The organism is Rhodanobacter sp. DHB23 (genome assembly GCF_014842975.1).
Lineage (GTDB): Bacteria > Pseudomonadota > Gammaproteobacteria > Xanthomonadales > Rhodanobacteraceae > Rhodanobacter_A.
Genome location: NZ_JACYXK010000028.1, coordinates 244,138 through 262,544 on the forward strand (window position 1 = coordinate 244,138; position 18,407 = coordinate 262,544).

Annotated in this window: 16 protein-coding genes; 4 read left to right on the top strand and 12 right to left on the bottom strand. The window is 67.1% G+C overall.

From position 1 onward, the window contains the following. Positions 1-15 precede the first annotated feature (15 nt). Positions 16-1,476: an IMP dehydrogenase gene (guaB, locus tag IHE47_RS12985; RefSeq protein ID WP_192106445.1), complete on the bottom strand. Its 1,461-nt coding sequence runs from the start codon at positions 1,474-1,476 to the stop codon at positions 16-18. Positions 1,477-1,545: 69 nt separating this feature from the next. Beyond that, entirely contained in the window at positions 1,546-2,394 is an 849-nt protein-coding gene (gene folD / locus IHE47_RS12990; protein WP_192106447.1) for a bifunctional methylenetetrahydrofolate dehydrogenase/methenyltetrahydrofolate cyclohydrolase FolD, read from the bottom strand. Between folD and IHE47_RS12995 the strand changes: the two genes are divergently transcribed. Beyond that, positions 2,381-3,064 carry a GNAT family N-acetyltransferase gene (locus tag IHE47_RS12995; protein WP_225561873.1) on the top strand — a complete coding sequence of 228 codons (684 nt, stop codon included), beginning with the start codon at positions 2,381-2,383 and terminating at the stop codon, positions 3,062-3,064. The genes folD and IHE47_RS12995 overlap by 14 nt on opposite strands. On the opposite strand, the gene moeB is transcribed toward IHE47_RS12995, so the two are convergent. From moeB to ndk, 8 genes are all read right to left on the bottom strand, one after another. Beyond that, the gene (gene moeB, locus IHE47_RS13000; protein WP_192106449.1) at positions 3,025-4,194 is read right to left on the bottom strand and encodes a molybdopterin-synthase adenylyltransferase MoeB; all 1,170 of its coding nucleotides are present in this window, start codon (positions 4,192-4,194) and stop codon (positions 3,025-3,027) included. The genes IHE47_RS12995 and moeB overlap by 40 nt on opposite strands. Before the next feature lie 59 nt (positions 4,195-4,253). Beyond that, positions 4,254-5,657 carry a ribosome biogenesis GTPase Der gene (gene der / locus IHE47_RS13005; RefSeq protein ID WP_192106451.1) on the bottom strand — a complete coding sequence of 468 codons (1,404 nt, stop codon included), beginning with the start codon at positions 5,655-5,657 and terminating at the stop codon, positions 4,254-4,256. A 23-nt stretch (positions 5,658-5,680) separates the two neighbouring features. Then, positions 5,681-6,910 (bottom strand): outer membrane protein assembly factor BamB, encoded by a 1,230-nt coding sequence (gene bamB, locus IHE47_RS13010; protein ID WP_192106453.1) that lies wholly within the window; start codon positions 6,908-6,910, stop codon positions 5,681-5,683. Further along, positions 6,907-7,557, bottom strand: a complete 651-nt coding sequence (locus IHE47_RS13015; protein WP_192106455.1) for a tetratricopeptide repeat protein — start codon at positions 7,555-7,557, stop codon at positions 6,907-6,909. The genes bamB and IHE47_RS13015 overlap by 4 nt, the downstream gene beginning before the upstream one ends. Before the next feature lie 145 nt (positions 7,558-7,702). Then, positions 7,703-8,725: a RodZ domain-containing protein gene (locus tag IHE47_RS13020; protein ID WP_225561875.1), complete on the bottom strand. Its 1,023-nt coding sequence runs from the start codon at positions 8,723-8,725 to the stop codon at positions 7,703-7,705. Then, entirely contained in the window at positions 8,722-9,519 is a 798-nt protein-coding gene (gene pilW / locus IHE47_RS13025) for a type IV pilus biogenesis/stability protein PilW (RefSeq protein ID WP_192106456.1), read from the bottom strand. The genes IHE47_RS13020 and pilW overlap by 4 nt, the downstream gene beginning before the upstream one ends. Beyond that, positions 9,509-10,660 (bottom strand): 23S rRNA (adenine(2503)-C(2))-methyltransferase RlmN, encoded by a 1,152-nt coding sequence (gene rlmN / locus IHE47_RS13030; RefSeq protein WP_343227481.1) that lies wholly within the window; start codon positions 10,658-10,660, stop codon positions 9,509-9,511. Before rlmN ends, pilW begins: the two co-directional genes overlap by 11 nt. Positions 10,661-10,666: 6 nt before the next feature. Then, on the bottom strand, positions 10,667-11,092 hold the full coding sequence (gene ndk, locus IHE47_RS13035; RefSeq protein WP_192106458.1) for a nucleoside-diphosphate kinase: 426 nt from the start codon (positions 11,090-11,092) through the stop codon (positions 10,667-10,669). A 216-nt stretch (positions 11,093-11,308) separates the two neighbouring features. Between ndk and IHE47_RS13040 the strand changes: the two genes are divergently transcribed. From IHE47_RS13040 to IHE47_RS13050, 3 genes are all read left to right on the top strand, one after another. Further along, positions 11,309-11,935, top strand: coding sequence for a TetR/AcrR family transcriptional regulator (locus IHE47_RS13040; protein ID WP_192106460.1), 627 nt, complete (start codon positions 11,309-11,311; stop codon positions 11,933-11,935). 63 nt (positions 11,936-11,998) lie between these two features. Continuing rightward, positions 11,999-14,386: a 3-hydroxyacyl-CoA dehydrogenase/enoyl-CoA hydratase family protein gene (locus IHE47_RS13045; RefSeq protein ID WP_192106462.1), complete on the top strand. Its 2,388-nt coding sequence runs from the start codon at positions 11,999-12,001 to the stop codon at positions 14,384-14,386. Between the two features lie 183 nt (positions 14,387-14,569). After that, positions 14,570-15,775 (top strand): acetyl-CoA C-acyltransferase, encoded by a 1,206-nt coding sequence (locus IHE47_RS13050; RefSeq protein WP_192106464.1) that lies wholly within the window; start codon positions 14,570-14,572, stop codon positions 15,773-15,775. An 87-nt stretch (positions 15,776-15,862) separates the two neighbouring features. On the opposite strand, the gene IHE47_RS13055 is transcribed toward IHE47_RS13050, so the two are convergent. Beyond that, complete coding sequence (locus IHE47_RS13055; RefSeq protein WP_192106466.1) at positions 15,863-17,029, bottom strand: hypothetical protein; 1,167 nt, start codon at positions 17,027-17,029, stop codon at positions 15,863-15,865. A 354-nt stretch (positions 17,030-17,383) separates the two neighbouring features. After that, positions 17,384-18,283: a sulfotransferase gene (locus IHE47_RS13060; protein ID WP_192106468.1), complete on the bottom strand. Its 900-nt coding sequence runs from the start codon at positions 18,281-18,283 to the stop codon at positions 17,384-17,386. Positions 18,284-18,407: the final 124 nt, after the last annotated feature.

The following is an 18,407-nucleotide window of genomic DNA, read 5'->3' on the forward strand; positions in this document are numbered from 1 at the left end:
CCTGAATCCCGGCCGTCAGGAATTCAGCCGGTAGTTCGGCGCTTCCTTGGTGATCTGGATGTCGTGCGGATGCGCCTCGGTCACGCCGGCCGAAGTCACCTTCACGAACTGCGCCTTGTTGCGCACGTCGTCGATGGTGGCCGCGCCGAGGTAGCCCATCGAGGCGCGCAGGCCGCCGATCAGCTGGTGGATGATGTTGCGCAGCGAACCGCGGTACGGCACGCGGCCTTCGATGCCTTCGGGCACCAGCTTGTCGGCGTCGGCCTCGTTGTCCTGGAAGTAGCGGTCCTTGGAGCCGAGCTGCATCGCGCCGATGGAGCCCATGCCGCGGTAGCTCTTGTACGAACGGCCCTGGAACAGTTCCACCTCGCCCGGCGATTCCTCGGTGCCGGCGAACATCGAACCCAGCATCACCGAGCTCGCGCCCGCCGCCAGCGCCTTGGGGATGTCGCCGGAATAGCGGATGCCGCCGTCGGCGATCAGCGGGATGGAATCCTTGAGGGCCGTGGCGACCATGTCGATCGCCGTGATCTGCGGCACGCCCACGCCCGCCACCACGCGGGTGGTGCAGATCGAGCCCGGGCCCACGCCCACCTTCACCGCGTCGGCACCGACGTCGCGCAGCATCAGCGCGGCATCGCCGGTGACGATGTTGCCGGCCACCACCTGCACCAGCGGGAACTGCCGCTTCACCCAGGCCACGCGGTCGACCACGCCCTGCGAGTGGCCATGCGCGGTATCCACCACCAGCACGTCCACGCCGGCCTCGACCAGCGCCTCCACGCGGCGTTCGGTGTCGCCGCCCACGCCCACAGCCGCGCCGACCAGCAGCGCCTCGTTGCGGTCCTTCACCGAGTTCGGGTTGTCGCGCGCCTTCTGGATGTCCTTCACGGTGATCAGGCCGCGCAGCTCGAAGTCGTCGTTGACCACCAGCACCTTCTCGATGCGGTGCTTGTGCAGCAGTTGCAGCACCTCGTCCTGGCTGGCGCCCTCCTTCACCGTCACCAGGCGTTCCTGCCGGGTCATGATGTTGCGTACCGGATCGTCGGGCTTGCGCTCGAAGCGCATGTCGCGGCTGGTGACGATGCCGACCAGCTTGCCGCCGTCCACCACCGGCACGCCCGAGATGCTGTGCGCACGGGTGAGCGTGAGCACTTCGCGGATGGAGGTGTCCGGGCTCACGCTGAAGGGGTTGCGGATCACGCCGGCCTCGAACTTCTTCACCAGGCGCACTTCGGCGGCCTGCTGTTCGAGCGTCATGTTCTTGTGGATGATACCGATGCCGCCCTGCTGCGCCATGGTGATGGCGAGGCGCGCTTCGGTCACGGTGTCCATCGCGGCGGAGACGATGGGGATGTTCAGGCGCAGGTTGCGGGTGAACCGGGTGGAGGTGTCCACGTCGCGCGGCAGCACGGTGGAATGACCCGGAACAAGGTAGACGTCGTCGTAGGTGAGAGCCTCGGCGAGAATGCGCATGGTAAGCCCCGCGGCAAAGAGAGGATTATACGCGGCACTGCAGCATGTCGCCAGACCGATGCGGCAGAATCAACGGGCCTCGGCGGCTTCCAGCGTGTTTTCCATCAGCGTGGCCACGGTCATCGGGCCCACGCCGCCGGGCACCGGGGTGATCCAGCTGGCGCGCTCCGCGGCAGGCGCGAATTCCACGTCGCCCACCAGGCGGCCGTCGTCGAGGCGGTTGATGCCGACGTCGACCACCACCGCGCCGGGCTTGATCCATTCGCCCTTGACCAGCCCCGGGCGCCCCACGGCGACGATCACGATGTCGGCCTGGCGCACGTGGCCTTCCAGGTCGCGGGTGAACTTGTGGCAGCAGGTGGTGGTGCAGCCGGCGATCAGCAGCTCCAGCGCCAGCGGCCGGCCCACGTGGTTGGACACGCCGACGACCACCGCATGCTGGCCGCGCACCGGTCGATCAGTGTGGCCGAGCAGGGTCATCACGCCCTTGGGCGTGCATGGGCGCAGGCCGAAGCGGCGCAGCGCGAGGCGGCCCACGTTCACCGCCTGGAAGCCGTCCACGTCCTTAGCCGGATCGATGCGGTCGACCAGCGCATCCTCGTCGATGTGTTCCGGCAGCGGCGACTGCACCAGGATGCCGTGCACTTCCGGATCGGCGTTGAGCCGGTCGATCAGCGCGAACAGTTCGTCCTGCGTGGTGCCGGACGGCAGGTCGTAATCGAACGAGCGGAAACCCACCTGGTGGCAGGCCTTGCGCTTGTTGCGCACGTACACCGACGAAGCCGCGTCGTCGCCCACCAGCACCACCGCCAGGCCCGGCGCCAGCTGGCCCTGGACCTTGCGTTCGGCGACGCGCTTGCCGATGCGATCCAGCAGTTCCTGCGCGATGCGTTTGCCGTCGAGGATGCGTGCGCTCATGGTGTTTTTCTGCTGTGCGAAGCGCGACATTATCCTGACTGGCCCCTGCCCGCACAAACGCATTCCGCCCATGCCCCTGCAGAACCCGCCCGGCCCCGCGAACCTTGATGCCCCTCCCCTCGTCCTGCGTCCCTGGCAGGATGGGGACGCGCCGGCCTTGCACGAAGCCGTGCGGGAATCGCTGGCCAGCGTCGGCCGCTGGCTGGCATGGTGCCGCGCGGACTACGACCTCGATGCCGCCATCCAGCGCATCACGTTCTGCAGACAGGGCTGGCAGGCTGGCGAGCAGTACGCCTTCGCGATCTTCGATACGGCGGAGCGCCTGGTGGGCGGCGCCGGGCTCAACCAGCTGGACGAGCGCAACCTGCGCGCGAATCTCGGCTACTGGATACGCAGCTCGGCCACGGGCCGTGGATATGCGGCAAGCGCCGCGCGTGCCGTCGCGACATTCGGCTTTGAAAAGCTGGCGCTGCGGCGGATCGAGATCGTGGCCGCGGAAGGCAATCTTCCCAGCCAGCGCTGCGCCGAGCGCATCGGCGCCAGGCGCGAAGGCATTGCAAGGCAGCGCGTGCTGGTGCACGGGCAGTCCGAAGATGCCGTGGTCTACGGGTTGATCCCGGCCGACCTCGATCAGCCAGCTGCAGCGCAGAATGCAGCGACGTCTTCGTAACCCGTGAAGCTTGCGTTCGTGCCGCAGCCTGGACAGGCCGGATCGCGCGGCAGGCGCGTCTCGCGGAAACGCATGCCCAGCGCGTCGAAGGACAGCAGGCGGCCGACCAGGGGTTCGCCCAGCCCGAGGATCAGCTTGAGTGCCTCGGTGGCCTGCAGCAAGCCCACGATGCCGGGCAGCACGCCGAGCACGCCGGCCTCGCTGCAGTTCGGTGCATCGGCGGCGGCAGGCGGCTCGGGGAACAGGCAGCGGTAGCACGGCGAATCCGCGCGACGCGGATCGAACACGCCAAGCTGGCCGGTGAAGCGTTCCACCGCGCCGTAGACCATCGGCAGCTTCAGTCGCAGCGAAGCCGCAGCGAGCAGGTAGCGCGCGGGGAAATTGTCGGCGCCATCGATCAGCACATCGTGGCCTTCGAGCAGGCGTTCCACGTTGCCGGCATGCAGGCGTTCGCTGCGCAGTTCGATGCGCACGCGCGGGTTCAATGCACCCAGCGCGATGCGCGCCGACTCGGTCTTGGCCATGCCCACGCGCGCGTCGGCGTGAATGACCTGCCGGTGCAGGTTGGAACGCTCCACGCGGTCGTCGTCGATCAGGGTGAGTTGCCCCACGCCTGCCGCAGCGAGATACAGCGCTGCGGGCGCACCCAGGCCACCGGCGCCGAGCAGCACCACCTTCGCTGCCGCGAGCCTCGCCTGCCCGGCCTCGCCCACCTGCGGCAGGCGCAACTGGCGCGCGTAGCGTTCTGCCGCGTCGGCATCCAGTGCGCCGGTGACGATGGGCAAGCCTTCTCTTTTCCAGCGCTCGAAGCCGCCGGCCACGGAACGCACGTCGCGGTAGCCCATGCGCTGCAGGGTTTCCGCTGCCAGCAACGAACGCACGCCGCTGCCGCACAAGGTGAGGATGGGACGCGCGCGATCCGGCTCGGCCTGCTCGATGCGCAGCTCCAGGAAGCCACGCGACAAGCCCAGCGCAGCCGCGGGCATGCCGGCGGCGCGTTCGCCGTCCTCGCGCACGTCGACCAGCAAGGCGCCTTGCGCCTGCTGCGCGAGTGCATCGGCGGGTGACAGTTCGGGGATGCGGCCGCGGAGCTCGGCCAGCAGGGTGTCGCGATGGGTAGGCGCAGGCATGCCGACAGTGTAGCGCGGGTCTCCCCTTCGCCCTTGGCGGAGGGGAGGCAACACCGCGCCTACTTCTTGCGCTTCTTCATCTCGCGGATCATGCGCTGGCGCTTGCGCATCTGGCCTTCGGTGAGCACGTTCTTCTTGCCGGCATAGGGGTTCTCGCCTTCGCGGAACAGGATGCGGATGGACGTGCCTTCGAGCTTGTAGCGTTTGCGGAAGAAGTTCTCGAGGTAGCGCTGGTAGGCCGGTGCGATGTGCTTGGTGCGGCTGCCGTGGATCACGATGGTGGGCGGGTTGCTGCCACCGGGATGGGCGAAGCGCAGCTTGGGCGCGTGCCCGCGGACCAGCGGTGGCTGGTAGTTCTGGTAGGCCTTTTCCAGCGAGCGGGTGAGGTCGGACGAATTCAGCTCCCGGGTCGCGGAAGCGTGCGCGCGCACGATGGCGCGCATCAGCTCGCGCAGGCCCGAGCCGTGCATGGCGGAGATGTAGACGTGCTTCGCCCAGTCCACGAACTGCAGGCGGCGCGCGAGCGCCTCCTGGCAGCGCTCGCGCTGGTAGGCGTCGAGGCCGTCCCACTTGTTCACCGCGATCACCAGCGCCCTGCCCTCGTCCAGCGCGTGGCCGATCAGGGTGAGGTCCTGGTCGGCGAGGTTCTCGCGCGCGTCGATCATCATCACCACGACCTGCGCGGCGGCCATCGACTGCAGCGTCTTGATGACGCTGAACTTCTCCACCGCCTCCTCGACGCGCGCGCGGCGGCGCACGCCGGCGGTGTCGATCAGGGTGTACTTGCGACCGTCCCGTTCCAGCGGCACGCGGATCGGGTCGCGCGTGGTGCCCGCCACGTCGGAGACGATCAGGCGATCTTCGCCGAGCAGGCGGTTGACCAGGGTGGACTTGCCCGCGTTCGGGCGGCCGACGATGGCGACGCGGATGCTGTCGCCCTCGACCGGCGCGAGTTCTTCGTGCGCGTCTTCCGGCAACAGCGGTTGCAGCGCGGCGAGCAGGCGGTCGGTGCCGCGGTTGTGCGCGGCCGACAGCGGCAGCGTGGCGGCGATGCCGAAGACGGCGAATTCGGCCAGCGCGGACTGCTCGTCGAGGCCGTCGGTCTTGTTGACCGCGACGATGATCGGCTTGCCGCTGCGGCGCAGCTCGTCGAGGATGCTGCGGTCCTGCGGCAGCAGGCCGTCGCGCGCATCCACCACGAACAGCAGCGCCTGCGCCTCGTCGATGGCAAGGCGTACCTGCTGCGCGGTGAGCGCATCCAGGCCTTCTTCCACGCCGGAGAGACCGCCGGTATCGACCACCACGAACGGCCGCTCCTCGACGAGGTGGCAGACGCCGTAGTGGCGGTCGCGGGTGACGCCCGGCAGGTCGGCCACCAGGGCGTCGCGGCTGCGCGTCAGCGCGTTGAACAGGGTCGATTTACCGACGTTGGGGCGACCGACCAGGGCGACGACGGGCAGCATGGCAGTTCATTGGTTCCTGACGATCAGTGCGCGCCGAGGCGGTAGGCGCCGATATGGCCCTTCACGTCCTCGATGTACACGGTGTCGCCCACCACCAGCGGCTGGGCCTGGATCGGCTTCTTGGACAGGCGGATGCGCGCGGCCAATGCGCCATCGCTGGCCTGCAGCCAATGCACGAAGCCGTAGGCATCCGCGACCACCACGTAGTTGCCCTGCAGCGCGGGGCCGGTGAGCCAGCGGTACTTGAGCTTGGCGTTCTTCCACATGTCCGAGCCGCTGCTGCGGTCGAACGACCACACCTCGCCCTGGTCGTCGACGCCGTAGAGGGCCGTGCCGCCGAGCGCCAGCGAGGTGTAGGTGGAGAACGGATGCGACCACAGCGGGCGGCCGCTGGGGCCGTCGATCGCGGTGAGGTCACCGTGGTAGGCGGAGCCGTACAGCGTGCTGCCGTCGAGCAGGATCGTGCCGTCGGCGTCGTTGAGGCGCTCGATGTCGGTGCGACCCTCGCCGTTGGCCAGCCGCTGTTCCCACAGCTTCTCGCCGTTGTCCTGGCGCAGCGCGACCAGCTTGCCGTCGTCGCTGCCGATGAACACCACGCCGTTCGCGGCCAGCGGCGTGCCGTAGCCACGCAGGCTGAGTGCGGGCACGGTGCCCTGGTCGTACACCCAGCGGCGCTTGCCGGTGGCGGCGTCGAGGCCGTACACGCGGCCGTCCTGCGTGCGGGCGATCACCAGGTCGCCGCTGATCGCCGGGGCGGCGACCACTTCGGAATCCAGTTCGGACGACCACAACGGGCTGCCGTCCTTCGGGCTCATGCCGTAGACATAGCCGTCCAGCGTCCCCACCGCCAGCAGGTCGCCGGCGACGGCCGGGCTGCCGGCGTAGGAGCCGTTGGGGATCTCCTTCCCTTTCTTGCCGCTGCCAAGGCCGAACCAGCCCTTCTTGACCTTGGTGGTCTTTTCCCACAACTGCTTGCCGCTGGCGGCGTCGAACGCGGCGATCTTGCCGTCGGTGCTCACCGCATACAGCACGCCGTCAACCACGACCGGGCGCAGGCGCACGCCGCTGATGCCGGCACCGTCGCCAATGCGCGCCGTCCACACCTTGCTGACCTGCACGGTGGGCGTGAAGTGCTTGTCCAGCGGCGTGGGCGGCTCGATGTTCTTCTTCTTGAACGAATTGCAGCCGGCCGCCAGCAATGCCAGCGAACCCAGGGCCAGCAGCCATGCGCTCTTCTTCACCACGTCTTTCATGCACCCTGCTTCCCGGCCACGGCCAGATCGTCGATTTTCATCTGCAGGACGGCGTGTTGCGGCGCGTCCTCACCCAATGCCGCCATCGCCGCCTGGTAGGCCTTGCGTGCGTCGTCGGCGCGTCCCAGCTTGACCAGCGCGTCGCCTCGGAGTTCCTGGTTCATGCCGGCGTAGTCGCCGGCCGGCATGGTTTCCAGCGTGGCCAGCGCAGCCTGGCCATCGCCCTTCGCCAACTGGACGCGGGCGATGCGCAACTGCACCAGCGACTTCAGCACCGGACTGCCGGCATGCGCCACGGCCCATTGCAGCGAAACGATGGCCTTGTCGAACTGCTTGTCCTGCACTTGCTGCTTCGCGCGGTCACTGACCGCGAACAGCGCATACGGCGACTTGGCGTAATCCTTCATCAGCTCATCGGTGAAGGCCGTTGCCGCTTCCGGCTTGCCGCTGGCGAGCGCCACGTCCGCCTGCTGGTACAGCGTGGCAGCGGCAGCCTCGTTGTTGGCCTGGTGCTTGCGCCACTGCTGCAGGCCGAAGATGCCGACCAGACCGATCGCGATGCCGACGGCGATGGAGAGGCCGTTTTCGCGCAGCCATTTCTGGACACGTTCGCTTTGTTCGTAATCGTCGTATGCGTCGAATGCCATGCTTCACCGTTCGTGGGTGCCGCGCACGCGATGCGCACGCAAGCCGGAGGCGGAAAAACAGCCCGCCTTCACCCTTCGCCCGAAGCCGGGCGAAGAATGGACAAGCATAACCGAAATGGATGGTTCGCAGGCGCGGCAGGACGCGTCAGAGGCTGGTCGCCGCGGCCTTGCCGTCGGCAATGCGCATGTGGAAATGCGCCACGTTGGCATGGCGCAACGCATCGAGCGCCACGGGCTGACCATCGATGCTCACCTGCGCGCCGTCGGCGTTGCCGATGCGCACGTCCAGCGGCTGGTCGCTGCGCCAGGTCTTGCTGGTTCCGGCGGGCAACAAGCCGTATTGCAGTCGCGAGCCATCCTGCCCCACGACCTCGACCCAACTGGCCGCGTCGAGATCCAGCGTGATGCCGTGGCTGCCGGTACCGACGACGGCCGCGGTCGCCGCCGTGCCGGCGGCCGCAGGGGCACTGGTTTTCGGCGCAGACAGGCTGGCGTCGCCCATGTTCGGGAACGGCGCCATCGAGGCCATCAACGGCTGGTCATTGGCGGGTTGCGCGGCCGGCGCCTTCGCGACGGTGGCGGCTGGCGCATCCGGCTGCCTGGCAGGCGCCGCGACCTGCTGCGCATCCTGCTGCGCCACGGGCGAAGCATCCAGCGGAGTCAGGTGGCTGAGGTCGCGATCCAGCGTGCTGCGCACGCCGAACCAGATCGTGGGTACCGCGATGACCAGGGTCAGCACCACGTAGGTGGCGGCGGTGGCGTAGCGGTCGAACAGGAAACGCGAATGCGAAATGCCGCCAGTGGCGACGAGTGTCGGCTCGACGCTGCGGACACGCGCCAGCTCGGCCTGGATCACCGCGTCGTCGAGGCCGAGGTACTGCCCGTACTTGCCGATGTAGCTGGCCAGGTAGACGCGCGAATCGAGGTCGTCGTGCCCGCCTTGCTCCAGCCTGCGCAGGACGCGCAATGGCAGCTTCAGGGCATGGGCGCAGGTTTCCAGATCTAGCCGGCGTGCCTCGCGTGCAGCGCGCAGTCGACTGCCGAAGGCGAGGTCAGGGTCGACGTATCCGGCCAGGGAAATGGTGGCTTCCGTGTTTCCAGCCTGCTCGGCGAACAGGTCGGGCGCGGCCGGGTCCTGGTCAGGCTGGGAGGGATGCATGTTGTTCATGGATTGCTGGCGGTGGCTTTCATTGCGCGGGCCTGCTCCGAATCCGGGAACTGGCTCTGCAAATGCCTGAGATAGGTCTGGGCTGCATCCGTATGGCCCAAGCGCGATTCGATATCGTAACCAAGCTTGAGGGAGGCCGCAGTCGGCTTGCCCAACGCATCGAAGCGCTGGATGAAAGCCGCGGCACGAAATGCATCCCCCTGCTTGTAGAGTACTTCGGCAAGCTGGAAAAGTGCATCGCCATTGCCCGGATTTCGCGCGATTGCATCACGGAAACTCGCTTCCGCACCGGCCTGGTCGCCCATCTGCAGCTGGCAGATGCCGGCGTTGGTGAGGGCCACGTCCGGCGTGGCGTAGAACGGGTCGGCCACGGCCTTCTTGAAATAGCCGATGGACTCCTGCGGCTTGCCGGTGCGGCACAGGAACTGGCCGAGGTTGTTGTTCACGTCGCCCTTGTCCGGGGCCAGTGCAACCGCTTGACGATAGTTGGCCTCGGCCTCGGGAAGCTTGTTGATCTTCTCGTAGACGAACGCGATCACGGTGTGGGCCGGTATGTAGTTCGGATCGAACTGCAGGGCCAGCTTCAATTTCTCCAGCGCCCCCTCCAGGTTGCCGGCGGCAAGGTAATGCTGGGCCAGGTCGGTATGGATGCGGGCGGCATCCTTGAGTTGGTCGGCCTTGCTGGTCTTGGGGATGTTGTCGGTCGGTCCGGGACCATTGCCGTCGTTGTGCACTGTCACGCAGCCGGCAAGCGCCAGCGCCAGGCTGATTCCGATCAGCGGTCTACAGCGCATGCGTCACTCCTTGTTCCACACGTTGGCGAATTTCCGCACTGCGGCGGGTACGGTCGTTCACCTGCCCGGCCAGCTGGCCGCAGGCGGCATCGATGTCGTCGCCGCGGGTGCGGCGCAGCATGGTGAGTATGCCGGCGTTGAGCAACTGGGTCTGGAACGCGCGGATGGCCTCGGCGTCCGAGCGCTCGAAGCGCGTACCCGGGAAGGGGTTGAACGGGATCAGGTTGACCTTGCAGGTCGGCAGCTTGCGCATGAAGCGGATCAGCTGCTTCGCATGCTCGGGCTGGTCGTTCACGCCCTTCATCAAGGTGTATTCGAAGGTGATCGAGGTACGCGGCTTGCGTGCGATCCAGCGCTGGCAGGCGGCGGTGAGCTCGGCCAGCGGGTAACGCTTGTTGAGCGGCACCAGCTCGGTGCGCAGCTCGTCGTTGGCCGCGTGCAGCGACACCGCCAGCGACACGTCGATGACGTCCGACAGCTTGTCGATCATCGGCACCATGCCGGCGGTGGACAGCGTGACGCGCTTGGACGCCAGGCCGAAGCCCAGGTCATCGCGCATCAGGCTCATCGCGCGCACCACGTTGTCGAAGTTCGCCAGCGGCTCGCCCATGCCCATCATCACCACGTTGGTGATGCGGCGGTTCTGGTGGGTGACGTTGCCCAGGTGCTTCGCCGCCACCCACATCTGGCCGATGATCTCGGCGGTGGCGAGGTTGCGGTTGAAACCCTGCGCGCCGGTGGAGCAGAACTGGCAGTTCAGCGCGCAGCCGATCTGCGAGGACACGCACAGCGTGCCGCGGGTGGGCTCAGGGATGTACACCGCCTCCACCGCGTTGCGGCCATCCATGCCCAGCAGCCACTTGTGCGTACCGTCCGCGGCGGCCTTGTCGACCAGGGTCTGCGGCGGTCCGACGTGGCAGCTCGCCTCGAGCTTGGCGCGCAGCGCCTTGCCCACGTCGGTCATGTTCGCGAAGTCGGACTCGAGGTGGTGGTAGATCCACTTCATCACCTGCTCGGCGCGATACGGCTTCTCGCCGAGCTGCGCGAAGAAATCGCGCAGCCCCTGGCGATCGTAGTCGAGCAGGTTGACCTTGCCGGCGGTGCCGGACTGGTCGGATGAAATGGTGGCTACCTCGGTCACAACTACTTACCGGCCATGCACTTCAGTCGAAGCGAAGAAATAAGCGATCTCGACCGCGGCCGTCTCGGCGGCGTCGGAACCATGCACGGCATTCGCGTCGATGGAGTCGGCGAAGTCGGCACGGATCGTGCCCGGCGCGGCTTCCTTCGGGTTGGTGGCGCCCATCAGGTCGCGGTGCTTGAGCACGGCGTTCTCGCCCTGCAGCACCTGGATCATCACCGGGCCGGAGATCATGAAATCCACCAACGCCTTGAAGAACGGACGCTCCTTGTGCACCGCGTAGAAGCCTTCGGCTTCGGCACGCGACAGCTGCTTCTGCTTGGCGGCGACGACCTTGAGGCCGGCCTTCTCGAAACGGGCGTAGATCTCGCCGATCACGTTCTTGGCGACGGCGTCGGGCTTGATGATGGAAAGGGTGCGCTCCAGCGCCATGGGTGTGCTCCGGTAATGGGATGAAAGTGTGTGCGGTCGGCATCGTGCCGCGGGCGGCCAAAACCGACTCGGAATGCGGGTTTAGAACGCGAAGTTTGACAGATTCTATCCCATTCGCAAGTTGACGACGGGGCTTCCGGCCACCCCGTTTGACGCCGACCAATCCGCCCGCGTATGCTCAAACGATCGTTTGAATCCTTCCCCTGGCCACGTGGGATGACGCTACCCGTGAACCGCACCGGCTCCACCAAGGAACGCATACTCGGCGCCGCCGAGACCCTGTTCGCCCAGCGCGGCTTCGATGGCGCTTCGCTGCGCCAGCTGACCAGCGCCGCCGGAGTCAACCTCGCCGCGGTCAACTACCACTTCGGCTCCAAGGAAAAACTGGTCGAGCAGGTGTTCCGGCGCCGGCTGGATACGCTGAACGCCCAGCGCCTGGCCGCGCTGGCCAAGGTGGCCGGCCAGCCCGACACGCGGCTGGAGGACGTGCTCGACGCCTTCATCCGCCCTGCCCTGGAGCTGTCGCACGAGGACGAGGGTTCGCTGTTCATGCGCGTGCTGGCGCGCGCCTTCGCCGAGCACGACGACGGCCTGCGCAAGTTCCTGTCCGAGAACTACGGCCACGTGATGCGCCAGTTCACCGCCGAGTTCGCCCGCCTGCTGCCGCGGCTGAGCAAGGAAGAACTGTACTGGCGCATCGACCTGGCGACCGGCGCGCTGACCCATGCCATGTCCGGCTTCGGCATCATCCAGCGCAAGAGCGACGTCAGCGAACGCGCCCACCGCGAGCAGACCGTGCAGCACCTGATCCGCTTCGCCGCCGCCGGACTCAACGCCAGCTGATTTCACCGCACGGCCACCTTGATCGACCTCGTTCCGCAAGCCGTCCTTCACCCGGAGACTTCCATGACCGCTTCATCCACCACCCACCCGACGCTGCGCATCCGCAAGGCGGCCGTGCTCGGCGCCGGCGTCATGGGCGCGCAGATCGCCGCGCACCTGACCAATGCCGGCGTCGAAACCGTGCTGTTCGACCTGGCCGCGAAGGAAGGTCCCAAGAGCGGCATCGCGCTCAAGGCCATCGAAAACCTCAAGAAGCTCTCACCCGCCCCGCTGGCCGACGCCAGCCTCGCCGCCGCCATCATCCCGGCGAACTACGACCAGCACCTCGCCCTGCTGGAAGGCTGCGACCTGATCGTGGAAGCCATCGCCGAGCGGATGGACTGGAAGCTGGACCTCTACCGGAAGATCGCCCCGCACGTCTCGCCCACCGCGGTGCTGGCGTCGAACACCTCGGGCCTGTCGATCAACGGCCTCGCCGAGGCGCTGCCGGAGGAGATGCGCCACCGCTTCTGCGGCGTGCATTTCTTCAACCCGCCGCGCTACATGCACCTGGTCGAAGTGATCCCGACCCGGCTCACCGACCCGACGGTGGTCGAAGGCCTGGAAGCCTTCCTCGTCACCGCCGTGGGCAAGGGCGTGGTGATCGCCCGCGACACGCCGAACTTCATCGGCAACCGCATCGGCGTGTTCTCGATGCTGGCCACCATGCACCACACCGAACAGTTCGGCCTGGGCTTCGACGTCGTGGATGCGCTCACCGGCCCGGCCGTGGGCCGCCCGAAGAGCGCCACCTATCGCACTGCCGACGTGGTGGGCCTGGACACCATGGCGCACGTCATCAAGACCATGGCCGACACCCTGCCCGACGATCCGTGGCATGCCTACTTCAAGTCGCCCGTGTGGCTCTCCGCGCTGATCGAAAAGGGCGCGCTGGGCCAGAAGAACGGCGCCGGCTTCTACCGGAAGGCCGGCAAGGACATCGTGGTGCTCGACGTCGCCAAGCAGGATTACCGCGTTTCCGAGCAGAAGGCCTCGGACGAAGTCGCTGCCATCCTCGCGATCAAGAACCCGGCCGAGAAGTTCGCCAAGCTGCGCGCATCCAGCGACCCGCAGGCGCAGTTCCTGTGGGCCACTTTCCGCGACCTGTTCCACTACACCGCCTATCACCTTGCGGATATCGCGGATACGGCGCGCGACGTGGACTTCGCCATTCGCTGGGGCTATGGCTGGAAGCTCGGCCCGTTCGAGACCTGGCAGGCCGCCGGTTGGCAGCAGGTGGCGCAATGGGTGCAGGAGGATATCGCAGCCGGCAAGGCGATGAGCGGCGCGCCGCTGCCCGCGTGGGTGCTGGACGGCCGTGACGGCGTGCACGGCAAGGACGGTTCCTGGTCCGCCGCCGACGGCAAGTACAAGCCGCGTTCCGCGCACCCGGTCTACCAGCGCCAGCTGTTCCCCGATCCCATCCTCGGCGAGAAGTTCGACCAGGGCACCACGCTGTGGGAGAACGACGGCGTGCGCCTGTGGACGCTGGGCGACGACGGCGTGGGCATCATCTCGTTCAAGACCAAGATGCACACGGTCAACGACCAGGTGCTCGACGGCATCCAGCACGCCATCGGCATCGCCGAGGAAAAGCTCAAGGCGGTGGTGCTCTGGCAGAACGGCGAGCCGTTCTCCGCCGGCGCCGACCTCAAGGGCGCGCTGGGCCTGCTGCAGGCCGGCAGGTTCGACGACTTCGAGAAGATGGTCGCCAACTTCCAGCGCACCAGCATGCGCATCAAGCATTCGCTGGTGCCCGTGGTCTCCGCCGTGCGCGGCCTCGCCCTGGGTGGCGGCTGCGAGTTCCAGATGCACTCCGCGCGCACCGTGGCCGCGCTGGAAAGCTACATCGGCCTGGTCGAAGCCGGCGTGGGCCTGCTGCCCGCCGGCGGCGGCCTGCACGAACTGGCCGTGCGCGCGGCCAAGGCCAACCCGGCCGATCCGTTCGAGTCGCTGAAGAAGGTGTTCGAGACGGTGGCGATGGCCAAGGTCTCGCCCAGCGCCATCGAGGCGAAGAACATGGGCCTGCTGCGCGACAGCGACGTGGTCGTTTTCAACGCCTACGAGCTGCTGTACGTGGCGAAGAAGGTGGCGCTGTCGCTGGCCGAATCGGGCTACCGCCCGCCGCTGTACCAGCGCAACGTGCCGGTGGCCGGCGACGTGGGCACCGCCACCTTCAAGGCCTCGCTGGCCAACCTGCAGGCCGGCTACTTCGCCTCCGAGCATGACATCGCCATCGCTACCCGCATCGCCGACTGCCTGTGCGGCGGCAACGTGGAGCGCGGCTCGCTGGTGGACGAGGAGTGGCTGCTGGAACTGGAGCGCAGGCACTTCGTGGAGCTTGCGAAGACCGAGAAGACCCAGGCCCGCATCGCGCACACCATGACCACCGGCAAGCCGCTCAGGAACTGAGATTCGGGATACGGGATTGGGGATTCGGCAAAAGCCGGCGAGTCCCCAACCTTCTTGAAACTTCAGCCATCCATATACAACCCATTTGAAGCGCCGGGAAGATCGCAGGGATCAGGATCGCGTCGAACTGCTTGACCGAATCCCGAATCCCCAATCACGAATCCCGGCTTTCGGAGAAAGCCAATGACCAAGCAAGTGCAAGACGCCTACATCGTCGCCGCCACCCGCACCCCGGTCGGCAAGGCGCCGCGCGGCGTGTTCCGCAACACCCGTCCCGACGACATGCTGGCCCACGTCATCAAGGCCGTGATGGCGCAGGCGCCGGGCATCGACCCGCACCGCATCGGCGACGCCATCATCGGCTGCGCCATGCCCGAGGCCGAGCAAGGCATGAACGTGGCGCGCATCGGCGTGCTGCTGGCCGGCCTGCCCGACACCGTGCCCGGCGTCACCATCAACCGCTTCTGCTCGTCCGGCCTGCAGGCCGTGGCGATGGCCGCCGACCGCATCCGCCTCGGCGAGGACGACCTGATGCTGGCCGGCGGCACCGAGAGCATGAGCATGGTGCCGATGATGGGCCACAAGATCGCGATGAACCCTGCGATCTTCAGCAACGAGCACATCGGCATCGCCTACGGCATGGGCATCACCGCCGAGAACGTGGCCAAGCAGTGGAAGGTCAGCCGCGAGGCGCAGGACGCCTTCGCGGTGGAAAGCCACCGTCGCGCGCTGGCCGCGCAGGCCGCCGGCGAATTCAACGACGAGATCGCGCCGTTCCAGCTCGACGACCGCTACCCCGACCTCGCCACCCGTGGCATCGTCACCGACAGCCGCATCATCACCGCCGACGAAGGTCCCCGCGCGGGCACCACCGCCGAGGTGCTGGGCAAGCTCAAGACCGTGTTCCGCAACGGCCAGTTCGGCGGCAGCGTCACCGCCGGCAACTCCTCGCAGATGTCCGACGGCGCGGGTGCCGTGCTGCTGGCCAGCGAGAAGGCGATCAAGGAATACAACCTGCAGCCGCTGGCCCGCTTCGTCGGCTTCTCCGTCGCCGGCGTCAAGCCCGAGATCATGGGCATCGGCCCGAAGGAAGCGATCCCCAAGGCGCTCAGGCAGACCGGCATCACGCAGGACCAGCTCGACTGGATCGAGCTCAACGAAGCCTTCGCCGCACAGGCGCTGGCCGTGATGGGCGACCTCCAGCTCGATCCCGCCAAGGTCAATCCGCTGGGCGGCGCCATCGCGCTGGGCCACCCGCTCGGCGCCACCGGCGCCATCCGCATCGCCACCCTGCTCCACGGCCTGCGTCGCCGCAAGCAGAAGTACGGCATGGTGACGATGTGCATCGGCACCGGCATGGGGGCGGCGGGCATCTTCGAGGCGGTTTGATCGGGTGTCATGGACCGCGCGGCGATCCGCCTTGAATGAAAGAGCGAAAACGGCGCCCATCGTGGCGCCGTTTTCGTGTCGGGATGGTCAGTTTCGCAGCTTGCCCACCAGCTTCTTCCAGAATGACGGCCTGGCCTGGGGTTGCTGGCTGTCGGCAGGCTTCGGGGGGACGTATCCGGGCTGCATGGCCTGGCAGTCCGCCAGGAATGGTTGCGTGAGTTTTTCTACCTGCAAGGGCGCAACCCAGAAACCCACGCGGACCGGACTGCCAGTAATCTCGAACCACACGCCCAGGGACATCGACTGCAGCACTGGCGTGAGCTGGGCGAACGGCATCGTGCGCGAGAACACCAATGCATCGCCGTCAGCATGCGGGCGTTCCCCCTGATGCATCTGCCATGGCTGGCCGCCCACCTGGAAGTAGGCATACATGGCCCGCGCAGCCAGCAGTCCGGTGCGTTCGGCCCCCACCACGTAACGGGCCGCCAGCGTGATCTGCCCGGGTGCGCATTGCAGCGTCACCTGGTCCTGCTTGCCATGCACCATTTGCGACAGCAGCAGCGTGGACGGCGTGCCGGGAGCTTTTTGATAGGCCGCCTCCAGCGGCAGGCGGCCGTTGTTGGCCACCTGCGTGGAAGCCAGCTTTTCCGTGCTCCACCACGCGACGCCGTTCACCACCAGGCCGGCCACCTGCGCGAATTCCGCCGGACGCACGCCCATGGCCTCCACGTACTGGTTTGCGTCCGGCGTTTGCGCTGCGGACGAGGCCGCCCGCGCCGGTTGCAGGTTGTCGTGCAGGCCGATGCGGTCGGAACCACTGGGCGACCAGCGATACACGCCGCCCAGGTAGGCGTAGGCGCAGGCGTCGAGGCAGGTGGCCGGAAGCGCCGGTGAATTGCCGGTGTGCCAGGTTCCCAGGTGCGTGTTGAAGCGCGAGGCGCGGAACAGCCTGCCGAGCTCCATGCCCGCGACGATGTCACCCGCGGACGAATCCAGATAGACGTCCGAACCCGGCACCAGCTTCCCGGCCTCCAGCAGTTGGCGAACCTGCGCCACGGCCGCGTCGTCGATGGTCCCGGCTAGATAAGCCTGCGGCGCCTTGGCCACGCGCAAGGTCATGCTGTCGTTGCGCACGTGCACGGTGAGCGGGCCAGCCACATTGGGTGGCGATTTCGCGGGAACCTGAATCGCCAGCAGGCTTCCGGTCGCGGCCAGCAGAAGTATCGCGCAGCGTTTAGCGATGGAATCGGGCAAGGTCGCTCGCCTCGTCTGGAGCAAAGAGGCGAAGTGTCGCCGAATTCCGCTGGGTCTTGCATGAATGCGCGGTCGCGCGGGCTCAGTGCAAAGGGCGACCCTTGCTGCTGCGATCGGTTGGCGCCTGCTGGCAGGTCACGTCCGGCCGCACGCCGTGCACTGTTGCGCTACATCGCAGGAACCGGCGTGTCTCGCATTTCTCGCAATGGGCGAAATCGTGGCTCCGCTTCCCCCGGGGTGCGAACGCACCAAGCAGCATCGGCGACAGCGGCATCGATCCGGATTCCAAACGGCACCGTCGCCAGCCCATCCGCTGTTGCCCCACTACTCGCCGCGGGGGCGAGCCCCAAGGTGTCAGCGGTACAGGTATCGAACGCCGCTTTCGGCGTGCTGCCCGGACTGGATGCAGTTGCTGCGCAGTTCCTCGTAGGGCATCAACTTCCGTTGCAACCATTCGCGCATCTGGGGGCCGAACAGGTTCTCGGCCTTCCGCCGCGGCTTGCTCGGCTGCCCGCTCACCGCCTCGTTCTTCCAGGGCTCCTCGCGCAGGTCGGTGATCGCCTGGTCGCAACCGGCCTCCAGTTCGACCGCAGGATCGAAATCCAGGAAAGCGCACAGCCGCCGCCACTCGCCTTGCTGGTCGCGGACCAGGTCGTCCAGGAAAACGATATGGTGGTTGGACCGCGATGCATGTTCACAATGGATCTGGGCCGCATGATTCCATCGCCGCGACCATTTCGCCGTGCCTCCGGCGAAAATCCCCCGCTCTTCGTAGCGCATGCTGGCGTCCGCGATCGAGGCCAGCACATCCTCGCCCCGGCGGATCACATGCACGAAACGCGCATCGGGCACGTATTGCTCGATTTCCGGGATGTACAACAGGTGGCTGGGGGTCTTCTCGATCCATGCGACGCGCCCATCCGCGACTGCACAGGCATCGAGCATGCCGATGAAACGGCGCACGCAGCTTGCGGTACGCAACGGCCAACGCGGAAAGCGGTTGCCGCCCTGCGACAGTTGCTCCCGCAAGGCCCCCAGTGCCGCGCGTCCCTGCTGATGCGCAAAGCCGAGCCGTTGCCGCAGGCGCCGCCGCGGCTTGGCGGCGCTATCACCCCAACGCCATTCGACATTGCCGTACAGATGCTCGAAAAACGCAGTTTCTGGCAGGGAGAAAGCGGCTGGATGCCTCGCCAACATCGCCTGCACGAGCGTAGTCCCGGAACGCGGACAGCCAACGATAAAGATGCGTTGCATGCTGGGTGTATCTTTCAACAGCGGCACATGTACCTGACTGTAAGCCAACGAGCCGTCCATTACATGCTTGACGCCGATATGTAACATAACTTTACAAACCCGGTCGGCCACGCACTAGGCAAGC